Origin of the sequence: Streptomyces sp. 5-10 (assembly GCF_014712245.1) — a bacterium.
Classification (GTDB): domain Bacteria; phylum Actinomycetota; class Actinomycetes; order Streptomycetales; family Streptomycetaceae; genus Streptomyces; species Streptomyces violaceusniger.
On the sequence record NZ_JACVYG010000002.1, the window covers coordinates 379,760 to 395,728 of the forward strand.

Below are 15,969 nucleotides of genomic sequence, written 5' to 3' on the forward strand. Positions count from 1 at the left end.
CCGCATCATTGCTTGGTGACTCGCGAGTAACCTTCGAGTAGGTGATCAGGGTAGGGGCCGAATCCTTACGGCGTAAGGGGGCCGGGTCACGTTGTTCTCACGAGATGCCCAAGAGACGCCCCGGATGGCGGCGGGCCCGGCGCATCCATCACGCCAGGCCCGCTGACCACACTGTCCCCGGTGCCGTGGCCTCGGGCCTTTTCTCCCGGGACGAGGTTCTGCTCCTTCTCCCGGGGCGCTCTCTTCGTCTCCCGGGGCGGGGTCCTACTTCTTCGCCTTGGAGTCCTTGCCGTCGGAGTCGGAGGACAGCACCGCGATGAAGGCCTCCTGGGGCACCTCCACGCTGCCGACCATCTTCATCCGCTTCTTGCCTTCCTTCTGCTTCTCCAGCAGCTTCCGCTTACGGGAGATGTCACCGCCGTAGCACTTGGCGAGGACGTCCTTACGGATGGCACGGACCGTCTCACGGGCGATCACCCGGGAGCCGATGGCCGCCTGGATGGGCACCTCGAAGTTCTGCCGCGGGATGAGCTCGCGCAGCTTGGCGACCAGCCGGACGCCGTACGCGTACGCCTTGTCCTTGTGGGTGATCGCCGAGAACGCGTCCACCTTGTCGCCGTGCAGCAGGATGTCGACCTTGACCAGGTCGGAGGTCTGCTCACCGGTGGGCTCGTAGTCCAGCGAGGCATAGCCGCGGGTCTTGGACTTCAGCTGGTCGAAGAAGTCGAAGACGACCTCGGCGAGCGGCAGGGTGTAGCGGATCTCGACCCGGTCCTCGGAGAGGTAGTCCATGCCGAGCAGCACCCCGCGGCGGTTCTGGCACAGCTCCATGATCGCGCCGATGAACTCGCTCGGGGCGAGGATGGTGCCCCGGACGACCGGCTCGTGCACCGTGGCGATCTTGCCCACCGGGAACTCGCTGGGGTTGGTCACCGTGTGCTCGGTGCCGTCCTCCATCTCGACCCGATAGACCACATTGGGCGCGGTGGCGATCAGGTCGAGATTGAATTCGCGCTCCAGGCGCTCACGGATGACCTCCAGGTGCAGCAGCCCGAGGAAGCCGACGCGGAAGCCGAAGCCGAGGGCGGCCGAGGTCTCCGGCTCGTAGACCAGCGCGGCATCGTTGAGCTGCAGCTTGTCCAGGGCCTCGCGCAGCTCGGGGTAGTCCGAGCCGTCCAGCGGATACAGCCCCGAGAACACCATCGGCTTCGGGTCCTTGTAGCCGCCCAGCGGCTCCTGCGCGCCGCCGCTGACCTGGGTGATCGTGTCACCGACCTTGGACTGGCGGACATCCTTCACACCGGTGATCAGATAGCCCACCTCGCCCACGGACAGCCCGTCGGCGGGGGTCATCTCCGGCGAGTTGGTGCCGATCTCCAGCAGCTCATGGGCGGCGCCGGTGGACATCATCTTGATCCGCTCGCGCTTGCTGAGCGTGCCGTCGACGACCTTCACATAGGTCACGACGCCCCGGTAGGCGTCATAGACGGAGTCGAAGATCATCGCGCGGGCGGGGGCGTCGTGGACGCCCACCGGGGCGGGCACCAGCTCGACGACCCGGTCCAGCAGCTCGGCCACGCCCTCGCCGGTCTTGGCCGAGACCTTCAGCACGTCGGAGGGGTCGCAGCCGATGAGGTGGGCGAGCTCGGCGGCGTACTTCTCGGGCTGGGCGGCGGGCAGGTCGATCTTGTTGAGGACCGGGATGATCGTGAGGTCGTGCTCCATCGCCAGATAGAGGTTGGCGAGGGTCTGGGCCTCGATGCCCTGGGCCGCGTCGACCAGCAGGATGCAGCCCTCGCACGCGGCGAGGGAGCGCGAGACCTCATAGGTGAAGTCCACGTGGCCGGGGGTGTCGATCATGTTGAGGATGTGGGTGGCGGGCTCGCCGCCCTCGTCCTTCGTCGGCGCCCAGGGCAGCCGGACCGCCTGGGACTTGATCGTGATGCCGCGCTCGCGCTCGATGTCCATGCGGTCGAGGTACTGCGCGCGCATCTGCCGCTGCTCGACCACACCGGTCAGCTGGAGCATGCGGTCGGCGAGCGTCGACTTGCCGTGGTCGATGTGCGCGATGATGCAGAAGTTACGGATCAGAGCCGGGTCGGTACGGCTCGGCTCCGGCACATTGGTAGGGGTCGCGGGCACGCAGGGTCCTGTGTCTAGGCGGGACTCGGTGTTATCGGTATGGGTCAGTCCCGTCCATGGTCCCATGAATGGCGACCTCTTCCGGGTTTGGGACGCCATGGACCCTGCTGGTAACCTGGCCGACTGTGTCTCGTGCCCCCTCTTTCACGGAGATCTCCCAGGACATCTCCGTAGGGGGCTCCATGGACGTCTTCACGGACGCCGCGGACGCCGCCATGGGCACGGACGCACCACGAAGCAAGTGAAACCCAACGAACCTGTGAAGGCTTTTACGTGGCGAACATCAAGTCCCAGATCAAGCGCAACAAGACGAACGAGAAGGCGCGCCTGCGCAACAAGGCGGTCAAGTCCGAGCTGAAGACCGCCATCCGCCGCACCCGCGAGGCCGTGGCCGCCGGTGACGCCGAGAAGGCCACCGAAGCCATCCGCATCGCCGCGCGCAAGCTCGACAAGGCCGTCAGCAAGGGCGTTCTGCACAAGAACAACGCCGCCAACAAGAAGTCGGCGCTCGCCCAGCAGGTCTCCAGCATCCAGGGCTGACGCCTTCCGGGGCTGACCCCCTCCGGGGCTGACCTCGAAGGCTGACGCCTTCCGGGGTTGGTCTCCAGCCGGTTTGGGCACAGCGGTCCCTCTCACCCGCTCCGACCGGCAGCCGAGAGCCTCTTCAGCCCCTTCCGCCTCTTCAGCGGCACCGCGCCGCACGCGGCCTGCGTTCGCCACGCGGGTGCGGCGCACTTGATCGATACGAAGGCCCCGCGCCTGTCCTTATCCCCAGGACAGCGCGGGGCTTTCGCGCTTAATTCGGGTATGTTCACGTCATGTCGACACCGGGGGAAACACCCAATCCGTACGGGCCGCCGCAGCCGCCCCAACCGCCTCAGCCGCCTCAGCAGAGCCCGGCGCAGGGGCTCCAGGGATCAGCACCGCAGGGCCCGCCGCAGAGCCCGCCGCCCGGCCCGTACGGGCAGGTGCCGCCCCAGACCCAGCCGTCCCAGCACAATCCGTACGCCCAGCCGACGATGCCCTCCGTCCCCCTGGGCGGCGGCTACGGCCCGATGGGCGCGCCGGGCACGCCTCCCGGGGCAGCACCGCCCATGGGCCCCGGGGCCGGGGGCGGCGGCAAGGGTTGGCTGTGGGGGCTGGGCGGGGCCGTCGTCGCCTCGGCGGTCTGGACCGGGGTGCTGTTCGCCACGGGAGGCTTCGACGGGAGCGAGGCGAAGGCCGATCTCGCGGGCTACCGCTACACGACCAATCTGTGCGGCTCGACGGACTCCCAGGCCTTCGAGGACTCCGGGTACGAGCAGAAGAGCGACTCGTCGTCGAACCCCCAGCACAGCAGCTCCGAGAGCCCCGCGCTGGACTCGATGACCTGCAACATCGACTTCGAGCCGAGCGGCGCGAGCAGCAGCGACTACTCCTCGGTGTGGCTCTACACGACGGCGTCGCTGCACAAGAAGACCGACCCCGGCCCCGAGTTCGAGGCCCAGTACCGGGCGTACGAGGACCAGAAGACGTCCAGCTACAGCTACGAGGTGAGCCCGGTCGGGGGGCTGGGCGACGAGGCGTATGTGGTGAGGCAGGAGAGCAAGAGCAGCACCTCCAACACCGGCGCCTATGTGATCCTCGCCGTGCGGGAAGGCTGGATGACCTATCAGTCGACCTGGTCGGAGTACGTGTCGTCCTCCTCCAGTGCCTCGGCCAAGACCCCGGACGAGGCCACCGAGATGCTGAAGAAGAGCGCGAAGGCGACGCTGACGAAGATGAAGGAGTAATCACGGTCCCGAACCCCGCGTATCGACGCGGGGCGGAGCCCCAATAGGGGCCCGGGGCGCAGCCCCGGCGGGGGCCCGGGGCGCAGCCCCGGTTCGGGAAGGGGCGGGGTGGGGAAAGAAACGTGCTCGGAACGAGACGCGCTCCCCAACCCCGGGGCCCGGCTGACGGTTAGCGGCGGCCCGCCCGGGCGGCGCGGGCGATCGTGACGACGGCCTTCTCCAGGGCGTACTCCGGATCGTCCCCGCCGCCCTTGACCCCCGCGTCGGCCTCGGCGACGGCGCGCAGCGCGATCGCCACACCGTCCGCCGACCAGCCGCGCATCTGCTGCCGCACCCGGTCGATCTTCCACGGTGGCATGCCCAGCTCACGGGCGAGATCGCCGGGCCGGGCGCCGCGCGGTGCGGAGGCCAGCTTGCCGATGGAGCGGACGCCCTGCGCCAGGGCGCTGGTGATCAGCACCGGCGGCACCCCGGTGGAGACGGCCCAGCGCAGGGCCTCCAGGGCCTCCGCCGCGCGGCCCTCGACGGCGCGGTCGGCCACGGTGAAGCTGGACGCCTCGGCACGCCCGGTGTAGTAGCGGGCGACGACGGCCTCGTCGATCGTGCCCTCGACGTCCGCCACGAGCTGGGAGACCGCGCTGGCCAACTCGCGCAGATCGCTCCCGATGGCGTCGACCAGGGCCTGGCATGCCTCGGGGGTGGCGGACCGGCCGGTGGCACGGAACTCCGACCGTACGAACGCCAACCGGTCGGCGGGCTTGGTCATCTTCGGGCAGGCGACCTCGCGCGCCCCGGCCTTACGGGCGGCGTCGAGCAGCCCCTTGCCCTTGGCCCCGCCCGCGTGCAGCAGCACCAGGGTGATCTCCTCGGCGGGGGTGCCGAGGTAGCCCTTCACGTCCTTGATCGTGTCGGCCGACAGATCCTGTGCGTTGCGCACCACGACGACCTTGCGCTCCGCGAAGAGCGAGGGGCTGGTCAGCTCGGCGAGAGTGCCGGGCTGGAGCGCGTCGGGCATGAGGTCGCGCACATCGGTGTCGGGGTCGGCCGCGCGGGCGGCCGCCACCACCTGCTGCACGGCGCGGTCGAGCAGCAGCTCCTCCTGGCCCACGGCGAGGGTCACCGGGGCGAGTGGATCGTCGGTCGTCGTCTTCCTGGCCATCGCGGTCCAGCATCCCACGGACCACCGACAGCCCCGCCGTCCGGATGTCCGACAATGTTCCGGTGATCGATGAAGGACTGACCGGCGCCCCGCACGCCCGGCACATCCTGGTGCTCCCCGACCGCGACGCGGCGGAGGAGGTGGCCGAGGCCCTTCCCGAGCGCTTCGGCATCGCCCAGGAACCGCAGCTGGTGCGGGACGCCCTGGCGGGTGAGGACGACGCCGAGGACGCCCAGTGGCTGGTGGTGATCGAGGACCCGGCCGGCCGGCTGGACCCGACGGCGCTGGACGCGCTCGCGGACGAGTACGACGGCTGGCTGGAGGCCGAATAGCGTCCGGGACTAGGCTCATAACGAACCGTGGTCACGGAAGAGGGGGACTCCGAGGATGAGCGGAACGGTGACGGCAGTCAGCAGCAACGGCGAGTACTCGTTCACCAAGCCGAACCGGGACAGCATCACCCTGCTCACCGGCCTCGGCGTGGAGGGCGACGTCCATGCCGGCGTAACGGTCAAGCACCGCTCCCGCGTCGCCCAGGACCCCACCCAGCCGAACCTGCGCCAGGTCCACCTCATCCACGAAGAACTCTTCGCGGAGGTCGGTGCGGAGGGCTTCAAGGTGCTGCCCGGTGACCTCGGTGAAAACATCACCACCCGCGGCATCGACCTGCTCGCCCTCCCCGTCGGCACCCTGCTGCGCATCGGCGACGAGGCAGTGCTGGAGGCCACCGGCCTCCGCAATCCCTGCCTGCAGATCGACCACTTCCAAAACGGCCTCCTGAAGCAGGTCGTCGGCCGCGACGAGGCCGGAAACGTCATCCGCAAGGCCGGAATCATGAGCATCGTGCGGGAGGGCGGCACCGTCCGCCCGGGCGACCTGATCCACGCCGAGCTCCCCGCCGAACCCCACCGCCCCCTGGACCGCGTCTGAGAGCGGGCGCTCCCTGTCGCGATGAGTTCCGGCCGGGCCGGGAGTCTCTTCTGGTGACCGTCGTAGAACGCCGTACGACGCTGCCCTGCACGAGACACCACGGAGGACACCATGACGGCCACACCGGACGACCCGACCACCGCGCTGCCCGGCCGCCCGCCCGTGGTCGACCTGGCCACCTGGCAGGCGGCCCGTGACGAGCTGCTGGTCCGCGAGAAGGCCCACACCCGCGAGGGCGACGCCATCGCCGCGGCCCGCCGCCGGCTGCCGATGGTGGAGTTCGACGGGACGGTCGAGGTCGTCGGCCCCGACGGCCCGGTCCCGTTCCTGGACCTGTTCCAGGGCCGCGACGAGCTCGTGGTCTACAAGCACATGTGGTACGACGGCGCGCCGCACCAGGGGCAGTGCGAGGGCTGCACCACCACGGCCTGGCACCTGAAGGACGCCGTCTACCTCAACGCCCGCGGCGTCTCGTTCGCCGTCCTGACCACGGGCCGCTGGGACGAGGTGGCCTCCTACGTCGCGTTCATGGGCTACACCCAGCCCTGGTACTCGGTGCGCGACGTGGACCCGCCGGTCGGCGGCGACATGGGGCACCTCACCAGCTATCTGCGCGACGGCGACCGCGTGTTCCTCACCTACTCCACGACGGGCCGTGGCAACGAGCGGGTCAACGGGTCCCTCGGCCTGCTCGACATGACGCCCTACGGCCGCGGCGAGGCGTGGGAGGACAACCCCGAGGGCTGGCCGAAGGGAGGCAACGCCTGCTGGTCCTGGCGCTCGGACGCGGAAGGGAACGCCACCTGGGGCCCGACCAGCCGCCCCGTGCCGCAGTGGACCCGCCCCGGCGCGACCCCCGTGGAGACCCTGGGCCGACACGGCCACCATCACTGACGCGTGCCGCGGACATGAGTGATCGGTAGTTGGGGTGTTTCAGGCGGACCGTCACGCAGCCCCGCCGCGGCCTCCGAGGACCGCGCGCAGGCCCCGGTCGCGCGTGACCGCGATGGGGCCGTCGGTGTCGGTTCGCAGTACGGCGGCGCCCTGGGCGCGCAGGGAGGCGATGGTGCGGGGCGAGGGGTGGCCATAGGGGTTGTCGGCGCCGCAGGAGATCAGGGCCAGACGGGGGCTGAGGCGTCGGAGCAGCTGTGGGTCCTGGTAGGCCGAGCCATGGTGGGCGACCTTGAGCACGTCGATCTCGGGGAGGGCCGGGTGTGTCGTCAGCAGGGCCTGCTGGGCGGGGGGTTCGAGGTCGCCCAGGAGGAGCAGGGTCAGGCCCGCCGTGCGGACGAGGAGGGTGACGCTTGCGTCGTTCGGGCCCTCGGCCGCGGCCGGGGCGGGTGGCTGGGCGGGCCAGAGGACCTGCCAGGACAGCGGGCCGAAGCGTCGTCGTTCCCCTGGCCGCGCCGCGATGACTGGGATGTGCGCCGACCCGGCCTCGCGGCGTACGAACTCGGCCTGGCCTGGTGGTTCTTCCAGGGCGGTCGTCTCGATCGCCCCGACCGCGCGGCCGCGTAACGCACCGGTCAGCCCGGCCACATGGTCGGCATGGAAGTGGGTCAGGATCAGGAGCGGGATCCGGACGACGCCCAGGGAGCGCAGGCAGCGGTCGACGGCTCGCGGTTCGGGGCCGGTGTCCACGACGACGGCCGTGCCGGGGCCCGCGGCCAGGACCAGGGCGTCGCCCTGGCCCACATCGCACGCCACCATCCGCCAACCGGGCGGTGGCCAGCCGGTGATGACCCGGGCCAGGGGTGCCGGACGTACGACGGCCAGCAGCACCAGCAGCGCGCATACGGCGCACAGCAGGCGGTGGCGCAGCAGTCGGCGGCCCGCGAGGGCCACGGCCAGGGTGACGGCGGCCAGCAGGAGCGCGCCGGTCCAGCCGTCCGGCCAGTCGGCCCCGGCCCCGGGCAGCGCCGCGCCGGTGCGGGCCACCTGGGCGATCCACTCGGCTGGCCAGCCCGCCGGCCAGGCGATCCACTGGGCGAGCGGCGGCGCGACGGCGGCTGCCGCGAGCGCGGCGAAGCCGAGGGTGGTGGCGGGGGCTACCGCCACTTCGGCGATGAGGTTGCACGGGATCGCCACCAGGCTCACTCGCGCGGCCATCACCACGACGACCGGTGCGCAGACCGCCTGGGCCGCGGCGGCGGCCGCCAGCGCCTCGGCCACCCGGGGCGGTACGCCACGGCGCTGGAGGGCCGCGCTCCATCCCGGCGCGATGGTGAGCAGGGCGCCGGTGGCCAGCACGGAGAGCAGGAAGCCATAGCTCCGGGCCAGCCAGGGGTCGTAGAGCACCAGCGCGAGGACGGCGGCGGCCAGGGCCGGGAGCAGGGTGCGGCGGCGGCCGGTGCCGAGGGCGAGCAGGGTGATCAGCCCGCAGGCGGCGGCACGCAGCACACTGGGCTCGGGTCTGCAGACGATGACGAAGGCGAGCGTGAGTCCGCCGCCGAGGAGGGCGGTGGTGCGCAGCCGGATGCCGAGCGCGCCCGCGAGACCGCGCCGTTCGGCGCGCCCGGCCAACTGGGGCGGGCCCGTGAGCAGGGCGAGCACCAGCGTCAGATTGCTGCCGGAGACGGCCATGAGGTGCAGCATGTCCGTGGCCCGGAACGCCTCGTCCAGCTCGGGCGGCACCCGTGAGGTGTCCCCCACGACCAGCGCCGGGAGCAGCGCCCGCGCGTCCCGGGAGAGCCCGTCGGTCGCGGTGCGCAGCCCGGCGCGCAGCCGCCCGGCCAGCCGCTGGACCGCGCTGGGCGGGCCCGTGACCCTCGGGGGCCCGCTGCTCACGCGCACTACGGCCGCTATGCGGTCACCGCCGCGCAGCGGCGGCGCCAAGCGGCCGTGGACCCGTAGACGTGTGGACGGCAGCAGCCCGAGCCAGGCCGTCCGCTCTTCACCGGACCTGGGGTGGACCGTGACCAGGACGGGCGTGCGGGTGGTGGTCGTGGTGCCGTCGGGGCCGGTGATCCGATCGGCCTCAGCCTCCAGGACCACGGACGCCGGCGCGAGCGCCGCGCCCCGCACCCGTGGCCGGGTGAGCCGTGGGTCCCCCGTGACCGTCACCTCGGCGGTGGCCTCGGCGTACTCCCGGGCGAGTGCGGGGACGGGGCCACGGCGTACGTCCGCCCCGTACAGCCCGGCGACCGCCCCCGCAGCGGCCCCGCACAACAGCAATGCGGCCATCGCTCCCGCCGTGCGCCGTCCACGCCACGTGACGGCGCGCGGTGGTGAAGTGGCTCGCTGCCCCGACACGTTGCGGCCATCGCCGGGGCCCAGCCACCTGCGGGCCGCGGGTACGGCACCGGGCGAACGTCCGGCGACCGCCCCTGCCGTGCGGCGTGCGCGCCGCACGGCGCCGCGCGGCGGCGACGTGGCATGCCCGGCCGACACCTTGTGGCCATCCCCGTGGGGCACGGGTGCGGCGTTGGGCGGCCGTCCGGCATTCGGCGTTCGCCCCTGCCGCCAAGGCTCGGCGCCGTGAGCCCGCGACGCGGTGGGCTCGGGCGTGCTCCGGTCGTCCGGTCCGCATCGGAAGCCGGGTGGGGCGTGGCGTCGGCCGGGCGGTGTCGGGGCTCGTCGGCGGGTCCGGATGAGCAGGGCCGCCGCTACGAGGGTGGCTGCTGCGCAGACGAGGGCGACCGTTGACGGCGGTGCGTCCAGGGCTAGTGCCGCGGCTGCCCAGGCGGCCAGGGCCGGGGGTACGAGGCGGAGGTCGGGTGGGCCCTCCTGACGTGGGTGTGACGCACCGCGTGGGGACGCGGCTGCCACATGGACCGGGGCGCGGGTGCGTGGGGGCTGTGCGGACGTCATGGCTGGACCAGCGGGCGCAGGTCGGCGAACCGGCGCTCGCCGATGCCGTTCACCTCGCGGAGTTCATCGATGGAGCGGAAACCTCCGTGCTGGGTGCGGTAGTCGATGATGTGCCGGGCCAGGACGGGGCCGACGCCCGGGAGGGTGTCGAGCTGTTCGGCGGTCGCGGAGTTCAGGCTCACCGAGCCACCGGGTGCCCCCGGCCCGGCCGGTGCGTTGGGCCCGTTGGGCGCGTTGGCTGTGTTGGGTGCGTTGGGCGCGTTGGGTGCGTTCGAGCCACCGGCCGCCGCGCCCGGCGCCGGTGGTCCCGCCGCGGGGGCGCCGACCACGATCTGTTCTCCGTCCACCAGCGGGCGGGCGCGGTTCAGCCCGCTCAGGTCGGCGCCCGGCCGCACCCCGCCCGCCGCTTCCAGCGCGTCGGCGACCCTCGACCCGTCCGGCAGCTTCCGCAGGCCGGGGCGGCGGACCTTGCCGGTCACATCCACCACGACCTTCCGGCCGCCGCCGGACGGGGTGAGCTGCCCGCCCGGCGTGGGGCCGGGTTCGGAGGGTGCGGCGCGCGGAGGCTCCGGGTCCGGGGCGCGCACGGTCTGGGGACGGCCGGTCCAGAAGTGGTAGGCCGCGAAGGCCACCGCGGTGAGCAGGGCGACCGCCAGGGCGGCGACCGTCTTCAGCTCCATGCCGCAGCGCAGCTGAAGCCACAACGGCAGCCGCTCGCGCAGGGCCAGCCCTGCCCGGTCGCGTCTGCGCAGCGGAGCGTTCCCGGACCCGTTCCCAGCCCCGCTCCCGGACGCGTTCCCAGACGCGTTCCCGGACGCGTTCTCAGGCCCCTCCTGGTGCCCCTCCTCGTGCCCGTCCTCAGGCGGCTCCTCGTTCCGTACCTCCTCCGCCGCCTCGGCCGACCCCGCGACGTGCTTCGGTCCGTCCCTGCTGCCCAGCGCGATGGACCGGACCACGACCGGGGACGCCGGAGACGCCGGAGGCGCCGACGAGGCCGTGGCGAAGAGCGCCGCCGCGCGACTCGCGCGTGAAGACGCGGCGGGGTGCGTCTGGCGGTGGACGCTGCGGCGGCGGCTTCCGCCACCCACCAACCCCGTACCGGACGGCGGGCGAGGGCGGCGGCCCGCCCCGCCGTCGCGATGGCGGCTCCGCCCCGGACCAGTGGTTACTGTGCGTGATCGTGACCTCATGCCACCTGACGGTAGGCACACGCGGCCGATCGCGCCGATCCGCCGCAATTTCCGGGGATAACCGCCGCGTTGTGGACAACTCCGTCACCCCACCGAGTGAAGAGCCGCCCCCACCCTCCGCTACCGCGGAGAGACCACCGCCCCCAGCAGCCCCGGCCCGGTGTGCGCCCCGATCACCGCGCCCACTTCACTCACATACAGCTCCGCCAGCCCCGGCACCCGCTCCCTCAGCCGCTCCGCGAGCGCCGCCGCCCGTTCGCCCGCCGCCAGGTGCTGCACCGCGATGTCCACCGGGCTCCGGCCGGCCCGCTCCACCACGATCTCCTCGAGCCGGGCGATGGCCTTCGAGGCGGTGCGGACCTTCTCCCTCAGCTCGATCCGCCCCTCGTCGAGCTGGAGCAGCGGTTTGACCGCGAGTGCCGAGCCGAGCAGGGCCTGGGCCGCGCCGATGCGGCCGCCGCGCCGCAGATAGTCGAGGGTGTCGACGTAGAAGTACGCCGCCGTGCCGTCGGCCCGCTTTTCCGCCGCCGCCACGGCCTCGTCCAGCGTGCCGCCGCCCTCCGCCGTCTCTGCCGCCGCCAGCGCGCAGAAGCCGAGCGCCATCGCGACCATTCCGCTGTCCACCACCCGCACCGGAACGGGCGCGTCCTGTGCCGCGAGCACGGCCGCGTCGTAGGTACCGGAGAACTCGGCCGACAGATGCAGGGAGACGATGCCCGTCGCGCCCTCCTCGGCGGCGGCCCGATAGGCGGCCGCGAACGTCTCCGGGCTGGGCCGGGACGTCGTCACCGGCTTCCGCTTCTGCAGCGCCTGTGCGAGGGACCGGGCCGAGATCTCGGTGCCCTCCTCCAGGGCCCGGTCCCCGAGCACCACCGTCAGCGGCACGGCGGTGATGCGGTGCCGCTCCATCGCATCCTGCGGCAAGTACGCCGTGGAATCGGTCACGATCGCGACATGGCGGGACATGACTGGGAGGTTATCGGGGGATGGCGCCTGCCGACAGCGCGACCCCACCGGGTGATCAATTGCCTTGCCGATCATGCCCTGTTCAGACGTGACTCAGATCCTGTTCTCAGACCGGGTTCGTTACAGAGTTCCCGAGTTCCCGAGTTCCCGGGTTCCGGGGTCTCAGGCCGTGTTCTCGGGACGGGGGGACTTCTGCCAGGGCTTCTGCCACGGCTGGGGCTCCGTATTCCCCCTCGCCCCGAGCGACGGCCGGGGCGGCTCCGGCGCCTGCCCCGCCCCGGGCCCAGGTCGGGCACCCGCCTCCGGCCCAGGTCGCGCCCCCGCGTCGGGTCCAGGTCGAGCACTCGCCTCGGGGGCCGTCCACGGCTCGTCCGGCTCCGCCGCCGTCCAGTGCCGCAGCGCCCCCGCCTCCATCTCGATCTCGCGGCCCAGCGAGTCCAGATCGTCGTGCGCGAACCGCTGTGTCCGCTCCTGCACCGCCCAGCGCAGCGAGTCGGCCGAGTGGGTGATCCGCTGTGTGCGCTCCCGCATCTCGGGCAGCAGGGCGGCGAGCCGGGCCCTGTCGGGCTCCTGCTCCAGCCGCTTCAGATCCGCTTCCAGGTCCCGCGCATGGGCGCTCAGCCGCTGGAACAGGCCCAACGACTCCGACAGGGACCGGTCTTGCGGGGCGGCCGCCTGCAGCGCCTGCCCGGTGGCGCGCATCGAGCCGCGCAGGGAGAGCCGCAGCTGGGCGAGCTCACCGGCCGCGCCCGGCTGGGCGAGCTGCCGGGCCCGGAGTCTGGTCTCCTCCACCGTGACGCGGGCCTGGTGCACCGTACGGTCGATACCGCGCTTGGCCGCCCTGACCGCGCGAACGGCCCCGTAGACCCCCGCCAGCATGATCAGAACGAAAAGCGTCAACAGGATCCAAATGGCTTCCATGTGCGCTCCTTGGGGCGGCGGTCACGGCACGGTGGCGGTCGTCCTCTCAGCGTAAACGCGCCGGGCGGGCCAGAGGTTCCTGACGAACCCCCAACCCGCCCACACGGGAAAAGCCGATCAGGCCGGAACGATGTTCACCAGCTTCGGCGCGCGCACGATGACCTTACGGATGCCAGCGCCGTTCAGCGCCGCCACGACCGCCGGGTCGCCCAGCGCCAGCGCCTCCAGGTCCTCGTCCGAGACCGAGGGCGCGACCTCCAGCCGGGCCTTGACCTTGCCCTTGACCTGCACCACACAGGTGACGGTCTCGTCCACGACGTACTCCGGATCGGCGACCGGGAAGGGCTCGTGGACGACCGACCCGGAGTGGCCCAGCCGACGCCACAGCTCCTCCGCGACGTGCGGGGCCAGCGGCGAGATCAGCAGCACCAGCCCCTCGGCCACCGAGCGGGGCACCTCGCGCACCTTGGTGACGTGGTTGTTCAGCTCGGTGATCTTGGCGATGGCGGTGTTGAAGCGCAGGCCCTCCATGTCCTGCCGGACGCCGTCGATCGCCTTGTGCAGGGCGCGCAGCGTCGCCTCGTCGGGTTCGGCGTCGACGACGGTGACCTCTCCGGTGCTCTCGTCGACGACATTGCGCCACAGCCGCTGCAGCAGCCGGTACTGGCCGACGACCGCGCGGGTGTCCCAGGGGCGCGAGACGTCCAGCGGGCCCATGGCCATCTCGTACAGCCGCAGCGTGTCGGCCCCGTACTCGGCGCAGATCTCGTCCGGCGTGACGGCGTTCTTCAGGGACTTGCCCATCTTGCCCAGCAGCCGGGTGACCTTCTCGCCGTTGTACCAGTAGGCGCCGTCCCGCTCCTCGACCTCGGCGGCCGGGACGGCGATACCGCGGCTGTCCCGGTAGACATACGCCTGGATCATGCCCTGGTTGTACAGCTTGTGGAACGGCTCGGCCGAGGAGACGTGCCCCAGGTCGAACAGCACCTTGGACCAGAACCGGGCGTACAGCAGATGCAGCACCGCGTGCTCGGCGCCGCCCACGTACAGGTCGACACCGCCGTGCGGCTGCCCCTCGCGCGGCCCCATCCAGTAGCGCTCGGCCTCGGGGTCGACCAGCCGCTCGCTGTTGTGCGGGTCCAGGTAGCGCAGCTCGTACCAGCAGGAGCCGGCCCAGTTGGGCATGGTGTTGGTCTCGCGGCGGAACGGCCGCGGCCCGCGGCCGTCGCCCAGGTCCAGCACCACGTTGACCCACTCCTCGTTCCGGGACAGCGGGGTCTCCGGGGAGGTGTCGGAGTCGTCCGGGTCGAAGGTGCGCGGCGAGTAGTCCTCGACCTCGGGCAGCTCCAGGGGCAGCATCGACTCGGGCAGGGCGTGGGCCACGCCCTCCTCGTCGTAGACGATCGGGAAGGGCTCGCCCCAGTAGCGCTGCCGGCTGAACAGCCAGTCGCGCAGCCGGTAGTTGACGGTGCCCTCGCCGATGGAGCGGGACTCCAGCCACTCGGTGATGCGCGCCTTGGCCTCGACGACGCCCAGGCCGTCCAGCGATACGGACTCCCCCGTCGAGTTGACGATCTTGGCGTCATACGAGACGAAGGCGTCGTCCCAGGTGGAGGGGTCGGTGCCGCGATCGTCCGAGGGCTCGACGACACAGCGCACGGGCAGCTCGAAGGTGCGGGCGAAGGCGAAGTCACGGCTGTCGTGGGCCGGGACGGCCATGATCGCGCCGGTGCCGTAGCCCATCAGGACGTAGTCGGCGATGAAGACGGGCACCCGCTCGCCGCTGACCGGGTTGACGGCGTACGCGCCGGTGAAGACGCCGGTCTTCTCCTTGACCTCGGCCTGCCGCTCGACGTCGGACTTGGCCGCGGCCTGCTTGCGGTAGGCGTCGACGGCCTGGGCCGGGGTGGCGTGGCCGCCGGTCCAGACGTCGTGGGTGCCCTCGGGCCAGGCGGCCGGAACGATCTCGTCCACCAGGCCGTGCTCGGGCGCCAGAACCATGTAGGTGGCGCCGAACAGGGTGTCCTGGCGGGTGGTGAAGATCGTGATCTTGGCGTCGGGGTGCTCGGCCACCGGGAAGTCGACCCGGGCGCCCTCGCTGCGGCCGATCCAGTTGCGCTGCTGCAGCTTGATGGCCTCGGGCCAGTCCAGCTCGTCCAGGTCGTCCAGCAGCCGGTCGGCGTAGGCGGTGATGCGCATGTTCCACTGGCGCAGCTTGGCCTTGAAGACCGGGAAGTTGCCGCGCTCGGAGCGGCCGTCCGCGGTGACCTCCTCATTGGCCAGCACGGTGCCCAGGCCGGGGCACCAGTTGACGGGCGCGTCCGAGGCGTAGGCCAGGCGGTGGTCGCCCAGGATGTCGGCGCGCTCGGACTCGGTCAGCTCGGCCCAGGGGCGGCCGTCGGGGGTGGGGCGCTCACCCGAGGCGAATTGCTGGACCAGGGTGTCGATGGGGCGCGCCGTCTTCGCCTCCGGGTCGTACCAGGAGTTGAAGATCTGCAGGAAGATCCACTGGGTCCACTTGTAGTAGTCCGGGTCGATCGTCGCGAACGAGCGGCGCATGTCGTGGCCCAGGCCCAGCCGGCGCAGCTGCCGCCGCATGTTCTCGATGTTGGCCTCGGTGCTGACCCTCGGGTGGGTGCCGGTCTGCACCGCGTACTGCTCGGCGGGCAGGCCGAAGGCGTCGAAGCCCAGGGTGTGCAGGACGTTGTGGCCCGTCATGCGGTGGTAGCGGGCGAACACGTCGGTGGCGATGTAGCCCAGCGGATGGCCCACGTGCAGTCCCGCCCCCGACGGGTACGGGAACATGTCCATGACGAACTTCTTGGGCCGGGCGACGGCCTCGGCGTCGCCGGCCAGGTCGCCGCTCGGGTTGGACGCCTCATACGTGCCATGCGCGTCCCAGAAGTCCTGCCAGCGGGCTTCGATGTCGGCGGCCAGGGCGGCCGTGTAGCGGTGCGGCGCGGCCACCTCGGCCGCGGCATTGGTCTCGCTCATGGTCCTCAAAGCTCCATCGGTCGTCTCTGCCTGCGGCAACGCAGCGGATCCCTGCTTCCGAAACAAAAAGACCCCTCGCACAGGA

General features: G+C 71.9%; 12 protein-coding genes. 5 read left to right on the top strand and 7 right to left on the bottom strand.

All coding sequences use genetic code 11. From position 1 onward, the window contains the following. Positions 1–264 precede the first annotated feature (264 nt). Positions 265–2,142: a translation elongation factor 4 gene (lepA, locus tag IEJ02_RS04085; protein ID WP_137977932.1), complete on the bottom strand. Its 1,878-nt coding sequence runs from the start codon at positions 2,140–2,142 to the stop codon at positions 265–267. Between the two features lie 273 nt (positions 2,143–2,415). On the opposite strand from lepA, the gene rpsT reads away from it, so the two are divergent. Continuing rightward, positions 2,416–2,682 (top strand): 30S ribosomal protein S20, encoded by a 267-nt coding sequence (rpsT, locus tag IEJ02_RS04090; RefSeq protein ID WP_137977933.1) that lies wholly within the window; start codon positions 2,416–2,418, stop codon positions 2,680–2,682. Between the two features lie 278 nt (positions 2,683–2,960). Beyond that, positions 2,961–3,914, top strand: coding sequence for a hypothetical protein (locus tag IEJ02_RS04095; RefSeq protein ID WP_223863311.1), 954 nt, complete (start codon positions 2,961–2,963; stop codon positions 3,912–3,914). A gap of 169 nt (positions 3,915–4,083) precedes the next feature. On the opposite strand, the gene holA is transcribed toward IEJ02_RS04095, so the two are convergent. Further along, on the bottom strand, positions 4,084–5,073 hold the full coding sequence (gene holA, locus IEJ02_RS04100; protein ID WP_020871375.1) for a DNA polymerase III subunit delta: 990 nt from the start codon (positions 5,071–5,073) through the stop codon (positions 4,084–4,086). 44 nt (positions 5,074–5,117) lie between these two features. Between holA and IEJ02_RS04105 the strand changes: the two genes are divergently transcribed. The 3 genes from IEJ02_RS04105 (at position 5,118) to IEJ02_RS04115 (ending at position 6,897) form a co-directional block, all read left to right on the top strand. Next, positions 5,118–5,405 (top strand): hypothetical protein, encoded by a 288-nt coding sequence (locus tag IEJ02_RS04105; RefSeq protein ID WP_191063391.1) that lies wholly within the window; start codon positions 5,118–5,120, stop codon positions 5,403–5,405. Between the two features lie 55 nt (positions 5,406–5,460). Then, positions 5,461–6,003, top strand: a complete 543-nt coding sequence (locus IEJ02_RS04110) for an MOSC domain-containing protein (protein WP_191063392.1) — start codon at positions 5,461–5,463, stop codon at positions 6,001–6,003. A 111-nt stretch (positions 6,004–6,114) separates the two neighbouring features. Then, positions 6,115–6,897 carry a DUF899 family protein gene (locus tag IEJ02_RS04115; RefSeq protein WP_191063393.1) on the top strand — a complete coding sequence of 261 codons (783 nt, stop codon included), beginning with the start codon at positions 6,115–6,117 and terminating at the stop codon, positions 6,895–6,897. 51 nt (positions 6,898–6,948) lie between these two features. Here IEJ02_RS04115 and IEJ02_RS04120 read toward each other — a convergent pair whose 3' ends face one another. From IEJ02_RS04120 to leuS, 5 genes are all read right to left on the bottom strand, one after another. Continuing rightward, on the bottom strand, positions 6,949–9,186 hold the full coding sequence (locus tag IEJ02_RS04120) for a ComEC/Rec2 family competence protein (RefSeq protein WP_223863312.1): 2,238 nt from the start codon (positions 9,184–9,186) through the stop codon (positions 6,949–6,951). 623 nt (positions 9,187–9,809) lie between these two features. After that, a complete protein-coding gene (locus IEJ02_RS04125; protein ID WP_317985713.1) occupies positions 9,810–10,769 on the bottom strand; it encodes a ComEA family DNA-binding protein in 960 nt (319 codons plus the stop codon). A 354-nt stretch (positions 10,770–11,123) separates the two neighbouring features. Further along, positions 11,124–11,969, bottom strand: coding sequence for a DegV family protein (locus tag IEJ02_RS04130; protein ID WP_191063395.1), 846 nt, complete (start codon positions 11,967–11,969; stop codon positions 11,124–11,126). 162 nt (positions 11,970–12,131) lie between these two features. Beyond that, positions 12,132–12,890, bottom strand: coding sequence for a hypothetical protein (locus IEJ02_RS04135; protein WP_191063396.1), 759 nt, complete (start codon positions 12,888–12,890; stop codon positions 12,132–12,134). 117 nt (positions 12,891–13,007) lie between these two features. After that, entirely contained in the window at positions 13,008–15,884 is a 2,877-nt protein-coding gene (gene leuS / locus IEJ02_RS04140) for a leucine--tRNA ligase (protein ID WP_191063397.1), read from the bottom strand. Positions 15,885–15,969 lie beyond the last annotated feature (85 nt).